Origin of the sequence: Mycolicibacterium moriokaense, from assembly GCF_010726085.1 — a bacterium.
Classification (GTDB): domain Bacteria; phylum Actinomycetota; class Actinomycetes; order Mycobacteriales; family Mycobacteriaceae; genus Mycobacterium; species Mycobacterium moriokaense.
The window spans coordinates 4,185,372-4,202,399 of the sequence record NZ_AP022560.1 but is presented as its reverse complement, the minus strand read 5'-3'; the positions used below and the strand labels follow the sequence as shown (position 1 = coordinate 4,202,399).

Genomic DNA, 17,028 nt, shown 5'->3' with positions numbered 1-17,028 from the left:
ACAGGATGCAGTTCTGGTCTGGCACCCTGTTCATGAAAACGTCAGAAATACTGCCCGTGGCGAGGATGCTCGACGAGGCGGGCTATGACGGCATGGTGTGCGCCGACCACCTCATCTATCCCCGCAACCTGGCGTCGCCGTATCCGGACCACCCCAGCGGTAGGCCGCCGTGGCCGCCCGAGACGGCGTGGCCGGACTGCTGGGTGCAGATCGGCGCGATGGCCGCCGTCACGAGTCGGCTGCGCTTCTCCAACGCCGTCTACATCGCGCCCGCGCGGCCACTGCTGGAGGTGGCCAAACAGGTCGCCACCGCCGCGGTGCTGTCAGGCGACCGCGTCTCCCTCGCGGTGGGTGTCGGATGGATGCGGGAGGAGTACGAACAGTTGGGCCAGGACTTCGCCACCCGCGGCAAGCGGCTCAACGAGATGATCCCGGCACTGCGCGCGATGTGGGCCGGCGGCTGGGTGTCGTGGAGCGGCGAGCACTACCAGGTGCCCGAGATGATGATCGAACCTCATCCGGAAGCGCCCGTGCCGATTCTGTGCGGAGGTGAGTCGGATGCAGCGCTGCGACGGGCGGCCAGACTCTGCGACGGGTGGGTGGGCTATGCGTACGGATGGGACGAGGCGGCGTCCTACGCGCGACGGCTCACCGAACTTCGGCGCGAATACGGAAGGGACGGCGAACCGTTCGACATCATGCTGGCGTTGATGGAGCCACCGACACCGGATCTGTACAAGCGCGCCGAGGAGATCGGCGTCACCGCGGTGATGTGCAGCCCGTGGTGGGGTGAAGCCGACACCTCGGGAACCGACGTCGAGCGCTACCGTGAGCCCATCGAGCGGTTCGCCGAGAACATCATCGAGAAGGTGCGTACATGAGCTTTGAGCGCGACGAGGTCTGCGACCTCGTGCACAGCCTGTACGGCGCGATCGATCGACACGATTGGTCGACGCTTCGGGCGCTCGTGTCACCGCGGGTGGTCGTCGACATCGGCGGTGCCGGACCCGTCGGATTCGACCAGTGGTTCGGCCGCCTGGAGGAGTTCGCCATCGGCTTTCCCGACGCCCGTCATGACCTCGAGGAGGTTCTCGTCGACGGATCGCACGGGGTGTCCCGCTGCCGATTCACCGGCACGCACACCGGCGAGTTCCGGGGCATCGCTCCGACCGGCGCCAAGGTGTCGATATCCGGGATCCATATCGACCGCTTCCAGGGCGACATGCTCGTCACGCATCGCGGCCAGCTCGACATGCACGCGCTTTTCCAGCAGCTGCAGGCGAACCCCTAGCTGACGGGGTCGAATCGGAAAACCGCCAGCTCACCGGCGAGCGCTTCGAATTCGTCAGGCGTGCCGTCCTGCACCAGACCCGACCGCTTGGCGAAGCCGACCCCGACCGGAACCTTCACCGCGAAGCTGCGCAACACCGGCCTGGCGTCCTGTGGGCTGAGCTCCACGATCTTCACGGGCCGCGATTTACGGCCACGGGTCAGGGTTCCCGTACCCGCCGCGCGGGCGTTGGCCGCCCAGTCCGCACCGGGATAACCCGCGACGGTATAGAGGCCACCGTCGTGTTCGAACGGCGTCATCGGAGTGCCGCGTAGCTTCCCCGACTTCCGTCCCGGCACCGTCAGGATTTGGGACGGCCCCGCGGGGATGCCTGCTTTCTGAATCGCCTTGACGAGGCGGTTCATCGGCTTCAGATACCACGGTGGACGAAGGTCAGACATTTTCTCTCCCTTGGTGATTCGTGAGCTGTTGTCGGTATGACGACACCGCCTCGGCGAATGACTGAGCCGGGCGGCCGAGGATCTTCTCGACCTCGTGGGTAACCAATGCAGGTGTGTCGACCGTCGCCGCAAGCAGGGCGATGTAGGCGTCGGCGAATTCGGGTCCGAAGTTGGCGGCGACGAAGCGTTCCCGCACCTGTGCTGCCGGAATCTCGCGGTAGGCCAGCCGACGCCCGAGAACATCGCCGATGACTTCGACGAGCTCGGTGTTCGTCAGGCTCTGCGGGCCGGTCAGCGGAATCTTCTGGCCGACAAGCTCGTCGGTGAGCAGAGCGCGCGCGGCGACCGCGGCGATATCGCCTTCTGCGATGGGGGCGGTCGATGCTGTCGCGTAAGGACCCGCAACGACATCGCCGGCTGCGATCTGAGGTGCCCACATGCCGATGAAGTTGGTGACGAACACCGTCGGCCGCAGGCTCACCCACTCGAGGCCGGAGTCGACCGCCAGCTGTTCGACCTCCTTGTTGCGGTCGCCACGGAATCTCGACGGCTGCCGCGAGAAGTCGTCGTCGGCGTTGATCGCGGACAGCGCGACGAGGCGGGTGACGCCTGCGCGCCGGGCGGCCCGCACCACCGGCGTGAGTTCCTCGCCGAGCGCGCGGGAGTTCAGAAAGACCGCGGATGCCCCGTCGAGACCGGCGGCGGCCGAGGTCATCACCTCAACCGCGTCCGGAAGATCCGCCGAATTCGGATCGCGGGTGACCGCGCGGACGTCGGCCCCCGCATCGACGAGATGTGAAACCAGAGGGCGGCCGATGTTGCCGGTTGCGCCCGTGACAAGAATTGCGTTCATGACACCAAGGACGGCGCCGCATCGCGGAAAGTTACACGCCGCCCCTGGTAACTTTTCGTCGTCCGGCCTCGTCTATGAATCATGACTAGTTCCGACGATGTCGACGTCGCATGGCGCAGCCATCGTCCCTACCTGGTGAATCTCGCCTACCAGATGCTGGGCGACGTCGGTGACGCCGAGGACGTCGCCCAGGAGGCGTTCCTGCGGTTGGCGCGCACGGATGTTGCGCAGATCGACGACGTTCGCGCCTGGTTGACCGTCGTCGCCGGACGACTGTGTCTGGACCAGTTGCGCTCCGCCCGCGTCCGACACGAAAGCACCGACGAGACCGACCAACTCGAGACCGCCGCCTCAGTCGATCCGAATCCCGCCGATCGGGTCACGCTCGACGACGAGGTGCGCACCGCGCTGTGGGAGATGTTGCGCCGACTGAGTCCCGGCGAGCGGGTGGCGTTCGTGCTGCACGACGTGTTCCAGATGCCGTTCGCCGAAATCGCGGAAACAGTTGGGCGACCGGTGGGTACGTGTCGCCAGCTGGCCAGGCGCGCGCGAGCGAAGTTCTCCGATGCGTCACCGCGCGTCGTTGACGTCAGCGACGTCGAACATCAGGCGGTCGCCGAGAAGTTCATCACCGCATGCGCAAACGGTGATCTGCAGGCGTTGACGGCGGTGCTGGATCCGAGGGTGTGGGGCGTCGGCACCCTCCTCGGCGAGGGCACTCCGCCGCCGCAGGTCAACCACGGGACGCACGACGTCGCGGTCAATCTGTTGCGATACGTCGGGCGGGGCTCCACATTGGTCACCGGTCCGGCGGGACAGCCGGTACTGCTGGCGTTCAGGGACCGCCGGCTGTTCGCGGTCTTGGTACTGACGCTGCGCGACGGTCTGGTCCGCAAGATCGAGGCGACCGTCGATCCGTCCGCCGCGACGTCGCGCTGATCACTACGGCAGGGAAGACGGCCCGCGCTGGGGGTTAGCGCGGGCCGCCGTCCGGTTCGGGTTGTGCCGCAGGTCAGTTCATCGGCGGTATCAGCACGGTGTCGATCATGTAGACCGTCGCGTTGGCGGTCTGCACGCCGCCGCAGACCACGGACGCGTTGTTGACCTTCAGGTTGTTGCCCTGACCGCTGACCGTCACGTCGGCGCCCTGCACCGTGGTGTGCGTGCCGGCGATCTGCGCGGGCGCGGCCTGTCCGGGCACCACGTGGTAGGTGAGGATGCTCGTCAGCAGCGGGGCGTCGGTCTTCAACTTCTCGATGGTCGCGGCGTCGATCTTGGCGAACGCGGCATCGGTGGGTGCGAAGACAGTGAACTCGCCGCCATTGAGCGTATCGACGAGGTTAACCTGCGGATTCAATTGTCCTGACACCGCTTTGGTCAGGGTGGTCAGCATCGGATTGTTCGACGCGGCCACCGCGACGGGATCCATCGCCATGCCCTGGACGGAACCCGGACCCGTCGGCACCTGCTGCGCGTAGGCCGAGCAACCGGTGCCCACCAACTCGGCTTGGGCGATCGATGCGGTGCCGAGGGACAATCCGACCGCCGCAATTGCTGCGAAGCCGGCCCCCAGAGCCATCTTTGCGTGCATGGAATCTCTTCCTTTCGTTGGGGCGGCGGATGCCGCCTCGTTTTCTCTTCGTTGGATATTCGGAGCCGGTGGTGATCCGGATGGGTGTCAGCCGTAGGTGAACGAAAAGACTTGTAGGCCAGGGGCTACGGTGACCTCGAGCTCACTCTGGGCAACCTCGGGATCGTCGACGATCTGGTGCAGGGTCGGCGGGCCGCTGATGGGCACTTCGGTGGTCTTGCCGTTGCGGGACACCGTCAGGATGCCTTCACCTCCGGCGACGATATAGACGTCCTTGGCGCGGAAGTTCAGCGCGATGGCCGACTCACCGCGTGATGTGGCGCCTTGATAGTCGAGCGTCCAGTCGCCTTGGAGTGCGAAGCTGTCTGGCTGAAGCTGTCGCGGGTAGCGGAAATTCGACGTGCCCTCGTCGTAGCTGCTGTCGCCGCCGTAGTTGATGACCTTGCCGACACTGAGGTAGGTCTCGGGCGTCGTCTCGATTTGAGGCGTGGTGTCTTCGGCGTCGACCGGAGGCGGCAGCTGTACACCGGGGTTGGCATTGGCGAGCAACTGACGGATGAGGCGCTCGGTGGTGTCGTAGTCGCCTTCGCCGAACTTGATGTGGCGCACGGTGCCGCGGGCGTCGACGAGGTACTCGGCCGGCCAGTACCGGTTGCGGTAGTTCGTCCATGTCGAGTAGCCGTTATCGAGTGCGACGGGATACGTGATGCCAAGATCGCGGGCGCCGGCGGCGACGTTGCTCTCGACACGTTCGAACGCGTACTCCGGGGTGTGCACGCCGATGACCTCGAACCCGAGACCGCGGTAGGTGTCATACCAGTCGACGAGGTGTGGATTGGCGCGCTGGCAGTTGATGCACGAGTACGCCCAGAAGTCGATGAGAACGACCTTGCCGCGCAACGACTTCAGGTCGACCGCCGCGCCGTCCGGGGTGTTCAACCATGCGGTGATGTTCTTGATGTCCGGTGCGGTGCCGCAGCTTTCCAGCTCGGGTGCGCCGTTGGTGCACTTCTCGAGTTCCCGGTTCTGATCGTTGACCAGACCCGCCAGGTTGAGCTTCTCGCGGATCTGCTCGTCGCCGCCCACCCGCTCCTGAAGCGTACTGGTGTAGTCGGGGATCGCGCGCTGTAGCGCGGCGGGCACGTTGAACGCCAACGCGACCGCCAGCAGGATCGTCACCACGCCTGCGGTGACGCGGATCTGGCGTTGACGGCTCCGGAATGCCGCCACTCGCTCGGCGACGCGACGTCCGGCGAGGGCGAAGAACAGCAGCGGCAGGGCCGCGCCGACGGCGAACGCCAGGGTCAACACGATCGTGGGAACACCGATGGTGCCGGTTGCTCCCGCGATGACGATGGCCGCCAACACCGGTCCCGCACAGGGCACATAGAGCACGCCCAGCGCGAGCCCGAGACCGAAACCGCTACTGCCGGAGCCGAACTGCTTCTGCGGCAGCTTGGAAAACGGCTTCTCCAGGAGGGCTTCGAACTTCGGGAAGATCAACCCGACGCCGATCAACACCAGGGCGATCAGCGCAACCCACCGGATCGCGTCCTGTGGCAGGTGCAGCAGCGACAGCAGTGCGGAGCCCGCGAGCGTCACGACGCTGAAACTCAGGACCAGGCCTGCGATCACGCGATAGGGACGCAGCCTGTCCGACAGCGTCGGTTTCGTCTCGAGCGCGACACCGCCGGGGGAGGCGTCGGCGCGGACGCTCTGTGTGCCGGAGAAGAAGATCACCGGCAGGACGGGAAGGATGCACGGCGAGATGCCGGTGATCAGTCCGCCGAGAAAGCCGATCAGTGCAAGCGTGAACATGGGTGTCCCTGGATTGGGCGAGCAGACGCAAAAGGCCCGAAAAGCCTGGCGTGTCGGGGACTTTTGCGTCTGCTGCTCGCGAGGAGAAGTGGAGTGGCCTAGTTGGCCGGGGGCATCAGAACCGTGTCGATCATGTAGACCGTCGCGTTGGCGGTCTGGACACCGCCACACACCAGTCCGGCGTCGTTGACCTTCAGATCGGGGCCGGCTCCGGTCACCGTCACGGCACCGCCTTCGAGCGTCTTGTGCTCACCGGCGACCGCCGACGGGCTGGCCTGACCTTCGACCACGTGATAGGTCAGGATGCTGGTCAGCAGGTCCGAATCGGTCTTGAGGGTTTCGATGGTCGCCGGATCGATCTTGGCGAAAGCGGCATCGGTCGGCGCGAACACCGTCAGCCCCGGGCTGCTGTTGAGGGTGTCGACGAGATTCACATTCGGATTCAGTTGACCCGAGAGCGCCTGCGTCAGCGTCTTGAGCATCGGGTTGTTCGACGCCGCGATCGCCACCGGGTCGGCGGCCATGCCGGTCACCGACCCCGGCCCCGTCGGCACCTGCTCGGCGTACGCGGCACACCCGGTCCCGACGAGGTTCGCGCCGGGACCGGCCATCGGAGTCGCGTTGGGCGTTGCGGCGATGGGCGATGCCGGCTCCGTCACTGCCGACGTGGTGGAGCCGGCCTCAGTTGAACTGTCGCTGGAGCACGACACTGCGCCGAACATCGCGACTGCGCCCAGACCAGCGGCGACGATTGCCTTGTGGACTGTTCTCATTGCTATCCCCATCTGTCTTGGATGGCGCGGGCCGCCATCCTGTCGTTGACGACGGGGATTCGATGTGACGTCGCGCACGGATGGACGCCGGGCCGCTCGGTCACATTTGCGTCACATTTGTCGCCTCTGATCGAGAGGGGTCCGAGCGGATGGGGTCGCTTTCCAGCGGGGGCGTCACAATAGATCGGTGAGTAGGTCCGGTGGGCAGGAGCGCCGCGACTCGGGGAACGACCGAGTGCGGGTGCTGATTCTCGGCAGCACGGGCTCCATCGGCACCCAGGCGCTGGAGGTCATCGCCGCCAACCAGGACCGTTTCGAAGTGGTGGGGCTGGCCGCCGGTGGCGGCAACCCGGATCTGCTCGCCAAGCAGCGCGCCGAAACCGGAGTGACCAACGTCGCCGTCGCCGACACCGCGGCCGCCGCGCAGGTCGGTGACGTCACCTTCGCCGGGCCTGACGCCGTCACCCGCCTGATCGAGCACACCTACGGGACGACCGGCGTCGACGTCGTTCTGAACGCGCTCGTCGGCGCACTGGGCCTCGAACCCACGCTGGCGGCCCTGGCCGGCGGTGCACGGCTTGCGCTGGCCAACAAGGAATCGCTGGTCGCGGGCGGTCCGCTGGTACTCAAGGCCGCAAAACCAGGCCAAATCGTCCCGGTCGACTCCGAACACTCGGCCATGGCGCAGTGCCTGCGCGGCGGCGCGCCCGACGAGGTCGCGAAGATCGTGCTCACGGCGTCGGGAGGCCCGTTCCTCGGCTGGTCGGCCGACGATCTCGACGCCGTCACCCCGGAACAGGCGGGTAAGCATCCGACCTGGTCGATGGGTCCGATGAACACGCTCAACTCGGCGACGCTGGTCAACAAGGGCCTCGAGCTCATTGAGACCCACCTGCTGTTCGGCATCGACTACGACCGCATCGAGGTCGTGGTCCACCCCCAGTCGATCGTGCACTCGATGGTGACGTTCACCGACGGCTCGACCCTGGCCCAGGCCAGCCCTCCCGATATGAAGCTGCCGATCGCGTTGGCGTTGGGCTGGCCTGCCCGCGTGTCCGGCGCGGCCCTGGCCTGCGACTTCTCACAGGCCTCGACCTGGGAGTTCCTGCCGCTGGACGCGGACGTGTTCCCGGCCGTCGACCTCGCCCGGCACGCCGGTGCCCGCGGCGGCTGCCTGACCGCGGTGTACAACGCAGCGAACGAGGAAGCCGCGGCGGCGTTCCTCGACGGAAGCATCCGATTTCCGGCGATTGTGCGAACAATCGCCGAGGTGCTGCGCGCTGCCGACCAGTGGGCCGCCGAACCCGCTACCGTGGAAGACGTACTCGACGCCCAGCGCTGGGCCCGCGACCGGGCAAAGCGCGAAGTCGAGCGGGAGATTTCAAGAAAAGGACTGCTCACCTCATGATGTTCGTGCTCGGCATCATCGCGTTCGCGTTGTGCATCCTCGTGTCGGTTGCACTGCACGAATGCGGCCACATGTGGGTGGCGCGCGCCACCGGGATGAAGGTGCGCCGTTACTTCGTGGGCTTCGGGCCCACGGTGTGGTCGACCCGTCGGCCCAACAAGCTGGGGGAGACCGAGTACGGAGTCAAGGCTGTCCCGCTCGGTGGCTTCTGCGATATCGCGGGTATGACGTCGATCGACGAGATCGCACCCGAGGACCGCCGCTACGCGATGTACCTGCAGAAGACGTGGAAGCGCGTCGCCGTGCTGGCCGCGGGCCCCGCGATGAACTTCATCGTCGGACTGGTCCTGATCTACGCCATCGCCGTCATCTGGGGGCTGCCCAACCTGCACCCACCCACACAGGCGATCGTCGGCGAAACCGGTTGTGTCGCATCGCAGATAGCCAAGGACAAGGTGGCCGACTGCACCGGTCCCGGCCCGGCGGCCGAAGCCGGTATCCGTGCCGGCGACGTGATCGTCAAGGTCGGCGACACGCCCGTCGCAACCTTCGACGAAGCGCGCACCGCCCTGCAGGCCGCATCCGGCCAGACCACCGTCGTCTACGAGCGTGACGGCCAGCCGGCCAGCACGGTCGTCAACGTCGCCCAGACGCAGCGGTTCCTCGGCGACAGCGACCAGCCGACGACCGTCGGCGCCATCGGCATCGCAGCGGCGGAGTTCGGGCCGACGCAGTACAACCCGCTGTCGGCGGTCCCCGCCACGTTCGCGTTCACCGGCGATCTGTCCGTCGAACTGGCCAAATCGCTGGCCAAGATCCCGACCAAGGTCGGCGCGCTTGTGCACTCCATAGGAGGCGGGGAACGCGATCCCGAGACTCCGATCAGCGTCGTCGGCGCCAGCATCATCGGTGGCGACACCGTCGACGCCGGGCTGTGGGTGGCGTTCTGGTTCTTCCTGGCCCAGCTGAACTTCGTGCTCGGGGCGATCAACCTGGTGCCGCTGCTGCCGTTCGACGGTGGGCACATCGCGATCGCCGTGTTCGAGAAGATCCGCAATATGATCCGGTCGGCGCGCGGCAGGGTGGCCGCGGCCCCCGTCAACTACCTCAAGCTGATGCCCGCCACGTACGTAATCTTGTTCGTGGTGGTGGGTTACATGCTGCTCACCGTCACCGCTGACCTGGTCAACCCGATCAGGTTGTTCCAGTAGGAGAAGCTTTTGACCTCTGTTGGTCTGGGGATTCCGGCGCCGCCCGCGCCGACCCTGGCTCCCCGCCGCAAGACGCGCCAGCTCATGGTGCGCGACGTCGGTGTGGGCAGCGACTATCCGATCGCGGTGCAGTCGATGTGCACCACCAAGACGCACGACATCAACGCGACCCTTCAGCAGATCGCCGAGCTGACCGCATCGGGCTGCGACATCGTCCGCGTCGCGTGCCCGCGTCAGGAAGACGCCGACGCGCTGCCCGCGATCGCCAAGAAGTCGAAGATCCCCGTCATCGCCGACATCCACTTCCAGCCCAAGTACATCTTCGCCGCGATCGACGCCGGCTGCGCGGCCGTCCGCGTCAACCCCGGCAACATCAAGGAGTTCGACGGCCGGGTCAAGGAGGTCGCGAAAGCGGCTGGGGCAGCAGGCATTCCGATCAGGATCGGGGTCAACGCCGGCTCCCTGGACAAGCGCTTCATGGAGAAGTACGGCAAGGCGACGCCGGAGGCGTTGGTCGAGTCCGCGCTGTGGGAGGCCTCGCTGTTCGAGGAGCACGGCTTCGGCGACATCAAGATCAGCGTCAAGCACAACGACCCCGTCGTAATGGTCGCCGCCTACGAACTGCTGGCCTCCAAGACCGACTACCCGCTGCACCTCGGGGTCACCGAGGCCGGGCCCGCTTTTCAGGGCACCATCAAGTCGGCCGTCGCCTTCGGCGCGCTGCTCTCCAAGGGCATCGGCGACACCATCCGCGTCTCGCTGTCCGCGCCGCCCGCCGAAGAGGTCAAGGTCGGCAACCAGATCCTCGAATCGTTGAACCTGCGGCCGCGGGGCTTGGAGATCGTGTCGTGCCCGTCGTGCGGACGTGCACAGGTCGACGTGTACACCTTGGCCAACGAGGTGACCGCCGGGTTAGAGGGCATGGAAGTTCCGCTGCGCGTTGCCGTCATGGGCTGCGTGGTGAACGGGCCCGGTGAGGCGCGGGAGGCCGACCTCGGCGTCGCGTCCGGCAACGGCAAGGGTCAGATCTTCGTCAAGGGCGAGGTCATCAAGACGGTGCCCGAAGCGCAGATCGTCGAGACGCTGATCGAGGAGGCGTTGCGGCTCGCCGAAGAAATGGGCCCCGCGTCCGGGTCAGACGGCAGCGGTTCGCCTGTCGTGACCGTAAGCTGATGGTGACCCTGTGAGCAGGGTCACCGCACCTGCCGGGACCGGTTAGAAAGAGTCTCCATGTCGGCTCCTCCGCTGTTTCGCCGCATCGATGAGCGACGGGTCTCTGTGGTCCGCGAAGCGCGCGAGGTGTATCGCGTCCTCGACGAGGATCCGGTCGGCAGTTGCATGGTCGCGTCGCGAGTGCTCGAGCACGGCGTTGAGCCCGCGGCGATCGGCGGCGAGCTCTGGACCCGGCAGCGTCCGACCGAATCCCTCTGTTACGCAGGGCCGAATCTGATTCCGCTGCGAGGCGGGACCGACGCCATGTATGCGTTCGCCGACAAGGCGATGAGCACACCGCGGCGGTGTTCGTCCTTGGTCGGCCGCGCCGAGATGGTGCTGCCGATGTGGCAGCGGCTCGAGCCCGCCTGGGGTGCGGCGCGCGACGTGCGTGAACACCAACCGTTGATGGCGCTGAGCACACCGCCGGTCTGCGCGATCGATCCGGCCGTGCGGCGGGTGAGGGCCGACGAACTCGACGCCTACCTCGTCGCGGCGATCGACATGTTCATCGGCGAGGTCGGCATCGACCCGCGGATCGGTGACGGCGGCCGCGGTTATCGGCGCCGGGTTGCCGGGTTGATCGCCGCGGGCCGGGCGTGGGCGCGCTTCGAACGCGGAGAGGTGATCTTCAAGGCGGAGGTGGGATCGCAGTCGCCGTCGGTTGGTCAGATCCAGGGCGTGTGGGTGCATCCCGACTGGCGGGGTCGCGGGATCGGCACAGCGGGGACGGCGACGCTCGCGGCGGCGGTGGTGCGCAGCGGACGCACCGCGAGCCTGTACGTCAACAGCTTCAACACCGTCGCACGTGCCACCTACGACCGCATCGGCTTCACTCAAGTCGGCACGTTCGCGACCGTTCTGCTCGACTGATTGACGAGTGCCTCTAAGGTCGGGGGCATGAACTTCGAGGATCCAAGAGTTGCGCGTCGCGAGATCGCCGACGCTTTGGTACGTGCGCTCGAGCGGCGCCACGAACTCCTCGACGTCGTGGTCGAGTCCGAGGACTACGACGCCGCAATCGAGGCCATCGCAAGCCATCTCGGCACGTCGGCCACCGCCGCCGAAGCTGCGTTGCGCCTGTCGTTCGATCGGCTCACCAAGGTGGGGCGGCGCAGGATCGCCGCCGAGCTCGAGGATCTGAACAACCAGCTGAGCTTCACCCTTGGCGAGCCCGCGAGTTCGGTGGACAGCATCGAGCTGCGCCCGTTCTCGCCGGAAACCGATCGCGACATCTTCGCCGCACGCACTGCGGACATGCGGGAGGCCGGCGACGGCTCGCGCGCACCGGCCGGGGATCTGGATGACGAGATTCGCGCCGGCCTCGCGAGGGTGGATGCCGAAGAGGCGGCGTGGTTGGTCGCGGTCCACGGTTCGCAAAAGGTGGGCATGGCGTTCGGCGATCTGATCTCCGGTGAGGTCAACGTCCGGATCTGGATCCACCCCGACCATCGCAAGCAGGGCTACGGGACTGCGGTGCTTCGGAAGTCGCGCTCGGAGATGGCCGCCTACTTCCCGGCTGTGCCGTTGGTGGTGCGCGCGCCGGCGGCGGGGTAATAGCGCCGGGGATCCTAACCGCATCGCTAACCACGATTTGCAGGGCTGCTCTCGAACTTTGTCGGTAATTCGTGGATAGCGTTGCGCGCCTCCACGATATTGGGGTCTCGAATTCGTAACATCTGCCCCAATGGCAACTTCAGTATCACGTATATCGGCGCTGTTGATGGTCGCGGCGGTCGGAGTCACTCTCGGGGCGCTCACAGCTTGTACCCCCAAGCCCAACGGACCCGAGCCGACGGCGCAGCAGTTCCTCGCCGCGCTGGTCAAAGGCGATACCGCGGCCGCGGCCGAGCTCAGTGACCGGCCCGCGGATGCGCGCCAGGCGCTCAACAACGCGTGGGCGGGGCTGCAGGCGACGAGCCTCGACGCCCAGATCCTGAGCTCGAAGTATGCCGAGGACACCGGCAGCGTCACCTACCGCTACACCTGGCACCTGCCCAAGGACCGCACCTGGACCTATGACGGGCAACTCAACATGGTGCGCAACGAGGGCCGCTGGGAGGTCCGCTGGAGCGCGACGGGCGTCCACCCGAAGCTCGGTGAGAATCAGACGCTGGCGCTGCGCGCGGATCCGCCCCGGCGCGCCTCGGTGAACGAACGCAGCGGCACCGACGTGCTGGTGCCCGGCTATCTGTACGCCTTCTCGCTGGACGCCAAGGCTGCGGGCGAGTCGCTGATGACGACGTCACGCGCCGTCGTCGACGCGCTGCGCCCCTTCGACAACACCCTGGACCCGCAGCGCCTCGCCGAGCAGGCCAGTTCGATGAAGGAGCCGATGTACCTGATCACACTCCGCCAGTCCGATCACGACCGGGTGGCCGGGGCGATCGGACAACTGCCGGGCGTGGTGATCACACCGCAGGCCGAATTGCTGCCCACCGATGAGACTTTCGCGCCGGCGATCATCAATGAGGTCAAGAAGGCGGTTGTCGACGATCTCGACGGTGAGGCGGGGTGGCGCGTCGTGAGCGTCAACCAGAACGGCGTCGACGTCGACGTGCTCAACGAGGTGCCCGCCCAACCCGCGCCGTCGATCACGATCAGCCTGGACCGGTCCGTGCAGAACGCCGCCCAGAATGCCGTCAACATCACCGGCAAACAGGCGATGATCGTCGCGATCAAACCGTCCACCGGCGAGATACTCGCCGTCGCGCAGAACGCCGCCGCCGACGCGCAGGGACCGCTGGCCACGACGGGTCTCTACCCGCCGGGGTCGACGTTCAAGATGGTCACGGCGGGCGCTGCGATCGAACGTGACATGGCCACCCCCAACACGCTGCTGCCCTGCCCGGGCACCATGGACATCGGCCACCGCACGGTGCCCAACTACGGCGGCTTCGACCTGGGCACCGTCCCCATGTCGAGGGCCTTCGCCAGTTCGTGCAACACCACGTTCGCCGAGCTCGCCAGCCGGATGCCACCGCGGGGGCTGACGCAGGCGGCCGCCAAGTACGGCATCGGGACCGACTACAAGATCGAGGGTCTCACCACGGTGACGGGGTCGGTGCCGCCGACGGTGGACCTGGCCGAGCGGACGGAGGACGGTTTCGGGCAGGGCAAGGTCGTGGTCAGCCCGTTCGGGATGGCGCTGGCCGCGGCGACCGTGGCCGCCGGGAAAACGCCTGTGCCACAACTGATCGAAGGCCGCCCGACAGAGATCGCGGGTGACCAGACGCCGATCAGTCCGAAGATCCTGGACGGCCTGCGGCCGATGATGCGCCTGGTCGTCACCAACGGCACCGCGAAGGATCTGCAGGGCGTGGGCGACGTACGCGGTAAGACCGGTGAGGCCGAGTTCGCCGGCGGCTCGCATTCGTGGTTCGCCGGCTACCGCGGTGACATGGCGTTCGCCGCGCTGATCGTCGGCGGTGGATCCTCCGAGTACGCGGTGCGGATGCTCAAGACGATGTTCGACTCGCTGCCCGACAACTACCTGGCCTGAGCCGGTGCGGCAGTGTGCCGTTCGATCGGGCGGTACCGTTGAACCGTTATGACTGGGCTCGATGACCAGGCAGGGATGCGCATCTCCGACACGCACGCCGCGATGCGCGTTTCCGATGCCGATCGCAACGGAACGCTACGCAGGCTGCACAGCGCCGTCGCCCTCGGTCTGATCGACATCGGCGAGTTCGAGGAGCGTTCCGCGCTGGTATCGCGCGCACGGCTGCATTCCGACCTCGACACCCTGGTCGACGACCTGCCCGGACCGGGCGCGATCGTCACCACCGCCACCGATCGGGTGGAACTGCGCGGCGTGCTCGGCTCGCTCAAGCGCCAGGGGGAGTGGATCGTGCCGACGCGGCTGGCGCTACACCGGCGGATGGGCTCGGTCGACCTGGACCTGACCAAGGCACGCTTCGCCGGCTCGATCGTCGTCGTCGAGCTGGACCTGAAGTTCGGCGGGCTGGACATGCGTCTGCCCGAGGGTGCCAGCGCCTCGATCGACGACGTCGAGGTGATCGTCGGCAGCGCCCACGATCACCGCAAGGATGCACCCGCGGAGGGCTCACCGCACGTGATCCTGACCGGCAAGGTGGTCTGCGGCTCCGTCGACATCCGCGGTCCGCGCAAGGGTTTACGGTTCAACCGTTTCATTTGAGCGGTTCGTCGGGCACACCGAACCGCTCCTGATATTCGCGTACCCGTTCACGCACCACACCGGCGTCCAGACCCGTGTCGGCCCACGTATACCGGCTCCCGCCACCGTCGCCCGGGTGTGCTGCCAGGAAGTCGCGCATCCTGGCCTCGGCGACGGGTGTCAGCTCACGTCCGAGCTCGGCATACAGCGCGCGGATGGTGGCGAACGGATCGCGGATGAAGTCGGCGAATTGCACGTCGACGAACTTCTGGCTGGCCAGCGCCTCCGAATCACGCAGTCGCATACCGCGTTCGAGCCCCACCACGATTTCCTCGCACGACTGGCCGGCGCAGTCGGTGATCGAACTGTCGTCAGACGCCAGCCGGCGCAGGTGATGCGTCAGGGCACTGATCGACGATATGACGTTGAGCGGGTCGCGGTGGGTCTGCACAATGACCGCATCGGGATACTCGGCGACCAGCGCGTCGAGCTGCCACAGGTGCGCCGGTGACTTCAACAGCCACGAACACGCCCCGCCCGGCACGCCGGACTGCAAGTGCTGCAGGAACTTTCGGTGATAGCTGTAGGCCGGGTGGTGGTCGGCTTTGTAGAGCAGCCATTTGTAATAGGTCGGCAGCCGGTACTGCACGGAGAAGATCATGCTGCAGAACTGTCCGGCGGTGATCCGCACGCACTCCTGGCCCACCAGTGCGCCCATCGGATGGAACGCCAGCAGTCCGGGGACGATCTGCTCCGACATCTCGATGCTCGCCTGGGTTTCGGCGATGCGCGGGTCGGAGTCGTAGGTCTCCGGCCGAGGCAGGGGATGAGGGTGGTCCACCTCCCAGGTCAGCGGAGGCCGGAAGCCGGGATCCTGGGCGAGGAGGTCGAACAGGATCGTGGTGCCGGTGCGGGGCTGCCCCACGATGAAGACCGGCCTGCTGATCGGCTGCGTCGCGACTTCAGGATTCTCCTTGCGCCACTTCATGATCTGCAACCGGTTGACCATCGGGTTGACCACGTCCAGCGTGGCGATCTCGATGCCCAGATCATTCAGGCGGGCCTCGGAGACCAGCCCGTCGCAGAGCAAGGCCAGCCCTTCACGCCAGCCGTCGTTGTCGCCGAAGTCGTCGCTGTCCGCCTGTTCGCATGCCCGCTCGATCAGCAAGTCGGGCTGGAAGCGTTCGGCGGCGCTCATGATGCCCTCCGCACGCTGGTCTTCACATCCGGCGGTTCGGGGTTGTCGAGCCATCGCAGGACGATGAAGCCACGGCGTCGGCCGCCGGTGTCCAACCAATGTCCATGACCGAAGTCCTTGGCGCCGATGGCGATTCGCGCGACACCGTCCTCGTCGGGAACCAACCCTTTGTTGGTGACGGAGCTGTGGCGATGCCTGGGCTCCAGGCACTCGTGCCAGATGCTCTCCAACGTGACGTTCCAGTACCGGGTGTCGGGCGTACGGAACTCGAGCACCAACGACTCGTCGGGTTCGAGTCCGAAAGTGCCGATCATGTAGAGGTTGTCGGGTGTGGTGTCGGCGCTGCCGAGCTCGGCGGCCTCCGCGGTGAGAAGAGTGTTGGGTTGGGTCAGCAGCTCCGGCTTGATGGTGCGGTGCATTGTCGTCAGCTTGACGATGGTCCACGCCATCGCGGTGAACTGTTCGGCGGCATCGTCGTCGGTGATCGGGCGCAGGGGAGCGGGGTCGAGGGGCTCGATGTGCAGTGTCGCCGGGTGTTCGGTGGCCGGATCGCCGACATACTCGCGCACGACGATCGACGAGGCGTCCTCGGGGATCGGGACCCACTGCGCCGCGCCGAGGACGGCGGGCGGCGGTTCGACGGCGGAGAACACCAACGCGAACGACCCGGAATCGAGCGCCAGATCGGTGTCGCTAACGTAGCCGGCCATGCGGCGCGGCGTCAGACCGGTGCCCGCAAGGACCTGCAGTCCGAGGTATGCGGTGGTGCCGCGCGTTCCGGTCACCCGATAGGCGCGATCGCCCCGGATCATCGCCAGCAGGTACCTGCCGTCGGGGTTGGGGCCGCCGATCATCCGGGTGTCGGAGCACATGTCGAAGAACTGCGGACGTTCGGAATCGGCCTGAACTGACAGCTCAGCGCAAAGTCCGGTCACCTTGGCCACGACCTGGAGGCCCTCGATCAGCTCTCGCTCGTCGATGGCGTCCTCGGTGACCGTCTCGGTGAGGTCGGCCAGTACTTTTTGGACGAATCGCCAGGATTCCAGGGTTTTAGGCGCGGCTGCGTTGCCATCGGTAACCATGTGAGACATAGTC

17 protein-coding genes are annotated in these 17,028 nt (G+C 66.6%); 10 read left to right on the top strand and 7 right to left on the bottom strand.

The genetic code is table 11. The features are described 5' to 3' along the window. The first annotated feature begins 5 nt into the window (after positions 1 to 5). Both G6N43_RS20650 and G6N43_RS20645 read left to right on the top strand, forming a co-directional pair. Positions 6 to 881, top strand: a complete 876-nt coding sequence (locus tag G6N43_RS20650) for a TIGR03619 family F420-dependent LLM class oxidoreductase (RefSeq protein WP_083149880.1) — start codon at positions 6 to 8, stop codon at positions 879 to 881. Continuing rightward, positions 878 to 1,291: an ester cyclase gene (locus G6N43_RS20645; protein ID WP_083149879.1), complete on the top strand. Its 414-nt coding sequence runs from the start codon at positions 878 to 880 to the stop codon at positions 1,289 to 1,291. Before G6N43_RS20650 ends, G6N43_RS20645 begins: the two co-directional genes overlap by 4 nt. Here the strand turns inward: G6N43_RS20645 and G6N43_RS20640 are convergent. Then, positions 1,288 to 1,731 (bottom strand): nitroreductase family deazaflavin-dependent oxidoreductase, encoded by a 444-nt coding sequence (locus G6N43_RS20640; protein WP_083149878.1) that lies wholly within the window; start codon positions 1,729 to 1,731, stop codon positions 1,288 to 1,290. The genes G6N43_RS20645 and G6N43_RS20640 overlap by 4 nt on opposite strands. Then, positions 1,724 to 2,584, bottom strand: coding sequence for an NmrA family NAD(P)-binding protein (locus G6N43_RS20635; RefSeq protein ID WP_083149877.1), 861 nt, complete (start codon positions 2,582 to 2,584; stop codon positions 1,724 to 1,726). Before G6N43_RS20635 ends, G6N43_RS20640 begins: the two co-directional genes overlap by 8 nt. 81 nt (positions 2,585 to 2,665) lie before the next feature. Here G6N43_RS20635 and sigI point away from each other — a divergent pair, with 81 nt between their 5' ends. Continuing rightward, positions 2,666 to 3,523, top strand: coding sequence for an RNA polymerase sigma factor SigI (gene sigI / locus G6N43_RS20630; RefSeq protein ID WP_083149876.1), 858 nt, complete (start codon positions 2,666 to 2,668; stop codon positions 3,521 to 3,523). 73 nt (positions 3,524 to 3,596) lie between these two features. Here the strand turns inward: sigI and G6N43_RS20625 are convergent, their stop codons facing one another. From G6N43_RS20625 to G6N43_RS20615, 3 genes are all read right to left on the bottom strand, one after another. Beyond that, positions 3,597 to 4,175 carry a fasciclin domain-containing protein gene (locus tag G6N43_RS20625; RefSeq protein WP_083149875.1) on the bottom strand — a complete coding sequence of 193 codons (579 nt, stop codon included), beginning with the start codon at positions 4,173 to 4,175 and terminating at the stop codon, positions 3,597 to 3,599. Between the two features lie 87 nt (positions 4,176 to 4,262). Then, a complete protein-coding gene (locus G6N43_RS20620) occupies positions 4,263 to 5,993 on the bottom strand; it encodes a cytochrome c biogenesis protein CcdA (RefSeq protein WP_083149874.1) in 1,731 nt (576 codons plus the stop codon). A gap of 98 nt (positions 5,994 to 6,091) precedes the next feature. Further along, complete coding sequence (locus G6N43_RS20615; RefSeq protein ID WP_083149873.1) at positions 6,092 to 6,766, bottom strand: fasciclin domain-containing protein; 675 nt, start codon at positions 6,764 to 6,766, stop codon at positions 6,092 to 6,094. 187 nt (positions 6,767 to 6,953) lie between these two features. Here G6N43_RS20615 and dxr point away from each other — a divergent pair, with 187 nt between their 5' ends. From dxr to G6N43_RS20580, 7 genes are all read left to right on the top strand, one after another. Next, positions 6,954 to 8,174: a 1-deoxy-D-xylulose-5-phosphate reductoisomerase gene (dxr, locus tag G6N43_RS20610; RefSeq protein WP_083149872.1), complete on the top strand. Its 1,221-nt coding sequence runs from the start codon at positions 6,954 to 6,956 to the stop codon at positions 8,172 to 8,174. Continuing rightward, a complete protein-coding gene (locus G6N43_RS20605; RefSeq protein ID WP_083149871.1) occupies positions 8,171 to 9,385 on the top strand; it encodes a M50 family metallopeptidase in 1,215 nt (404 codons plus the stop codon). The genes dxr and G6N43_RS20605 overlap by 4 nt, the downstream gene beginning before the upstream one ends. A gap of 9 nt (positions 9,386 to 9,394) precedes the next feature. Further along, positions 9,395 to 10,558 carry a flavodoxin-dependent (E)-4-hydroxy-3-methylbut-2-enyl-diphosphate synthase gene (gene ispG / locus G6N43_RS20600; RefSeq protein ID WP_083149870.1) on the top strand — a complete coding sequence of 388 codons (1,164 nt, stop codon included), beginning with the start codon at positions 9,395 to 9,397 and terminating at the stop codon, positions 10,556 to 10,558. A gap of 57 nt (positions 10,559 to 10,615) precedes the next feature. Next, positions 10,616 to 11,470, top strand: coding sequence for a GNAT family N-acetyltransferase (locus tag G6N43_RS20595; protein WP_083149869.1), 855 nt, complete (start codon positions 10,616 to 10,618; stop codon positions 11,468 to 11,470). 27 nt (positions 11,471 to 11,497) lie between these two features. Next, on the top strand, positions 11,498 to 12,154 hold the full coding sequence (locus G6N43_RS20590; RefSeq protein WP_083149868.1) for a GNAT family N-acetyltransferase: 657 nt from the start codon (positions 11,498 to 11,500) through the stop codon (positions 12,152 to 12,154). Between the two features lie 130 nt (positions 12,155 to 12,284). After that, on the top strand, positions 12,285 to 14,099 hold the full coding sequence (locus G6N43_RS20585) for a penicillin-binding transpeptidase domain-containing protein (RefSeq protein WP_083149867.1): 1,815 nt from the start codon (positions 12,285 to 12,287) through the stop codon (positions 14,097 to 14,099). Positions 14,100 to 14,147: 48 nt separating this feature from the next. Continuing rightward, positions 14,148 to 14,756 (top strand): DUF1707 SHOCT-like domain-containing protein, encoded by a 609-nt coding sequence (locus tag G6N43_RS20580; RefSeq protein WP_083149866.1) that lies wholly within the window; start codon positions 14,148 to 14,150, stop codon positions 14,754 to 14,756. On the opposite strand, the gene G6N43_RS20575 is transcribed toward G6N43_RS20580, so the two are convergent. Together G6N43_RS20575 and G6N43_RS20570 are read right to left on the bottom strand one after the other, a co-directional pair. Further along, on the bottom strand, positions 14,749 to 15,933 hold the full coding sequence (locus G6N43_RS20575) for a sulfotransferase family protein (protein ID WP_083149865.1): 1,185 nt from the start codon (positions 15,931 to 15,933) through the stop codon (positions 14,749 to 14,751). The two genes, G6N43_RS20580 and G6N43_RS20575, sit on opposite strands and share 8 nt — an antisense overlap. Continuing rightward, complete coding sequence (locus G6N43_RS20570) at positions 15,930 to 17,024, bottom strand: DUF1214 domain-containing protein (protein WP_083149864.1); 1,095 nt, start codon at positions 17,022 to 17,024, stop codon at positions 15,930 to 15,932. The genes G6N43_RS20575 and G6N43_RS20570 overlap by 4 nt, the downstream gene beginning before the upstream one ends. Positions 17,025 to 17,028 lie beyond the last annotated feature (4 nt).

What these genes read in the sequence shown, in the direction of transcription:
- G6N43_RS20650 (WP_083149880.1), top strand. Translation starts at nt 6, where the DNA reads ATGCAGTTCTGGTCTGGCACCCTGTTCATGAAAACGTCAGAAATACTG.
- G6N43_RS20645 (WP_083149879.1), top strand. Translation starts at nt 878, where the DNA reads ATGAGCTTTGAGCGCGACGAGGTCTGCGACCTCGTGCACAGCCTGTAC.
- G6N43_RS20640 (WP_083149878.1), bottom strand. Translation starts at nt 1,731, where the DNA reads ATGTCTGACCTTCGTCCACCGTGGTATCTGAAGCCGATGAACCGCCTC.
- G6N43_RS20635 (WP_083149877.1), bottom strand. Translation starts at nt 2,584, where the DNA reads ATGAACGCAATTCTTGTCACGGGCGCAACCGGCAACATCGGCCGCCCT.
- sigI (WP_083149876.1), top strand. Translation starts at nt 2,666, where the DNA reads ATGACTAGTTCCGACGATGTCGACGTCGCATGGCGCAGCCATCGTCCC.
- G6N43_RS20625 (WP_083149875.1), bottom strand. Translation starts at nt 4,175, where the DNA reads ATGCACGCAAAGATGGCTCTGGGGGCCGGCTTCGCAGCAATTGCGGCG.
- G6N43_RS20620 (WP_083149874.1), bottom strand. Translation starts at nt 5,993, where the DNA reads ATGTTCACGCTTGCACTGATCGGCTTTCTCGGCGGACTGATCACCGGC.
- G6N43_RS20615 (WP_083149873.1), bottom strand. Translation starts at nt 6,766, where the DNA reads ATGAGAACAGTCCACAAGGCAATCGTCGCCGCTGGTCTGGGCGCAGTC.
- G6N43_RS20605 (WP_083149871.1), top strand. Translation starts at nt 8,171, where the DNA reads ATGATGTTCGTGCTCGGCATCATCGCGTTCGCGTTGTGCATCCTCGTG.
- G6N43_RS20595 (WP_083149869.1), top strand. Translation starts at nt 10,616, where the DNA reads ATGTCGGCTCCTCCGCTGTTTCGCCGCATCGATGAGCGACGGGTCTCT.
- G6N43_RS20590 (WP_083149868.1), top strand. Translation starts at nt 11,498, where the DNA reads ATGAACTTCGAGGATCCAAGAGTTGCGCGTCGCGAGATCGCCGACGCT.
- G6N43_RS20585 (WP_083149867.1), top strand. Translation starts at nt 12,285, where the DNA reads ATGGCAACTTCAGTATCACGTATATCGGCGCTGTTGATGGTCGCGGCG.
- G6N43_RS20580 (WP_083149866.1), top strand. Translation starts at nt 14,148, where the DNA reads ATGACTGGGCTCGATGACCAGGCAGGGATGCGCATCTCCGACACGCAC.
- G6N43_RS20575 (WP_083149865.1), bottom strand. Translation starts at nt 15,933, where the DNA reads ATGAGCGCCGCCGAACGCTTCCAGCCCGACTTGCTGATCGAGCGGGCA.
- G6N43_RS20570 (WP_083149864.1), bottom strand. Translation starts at nt 17,024, where the DNA reads ATGTCTCACATGGTTACCGATGGCAACGCAGCCGCGCCTAAAACCCTG.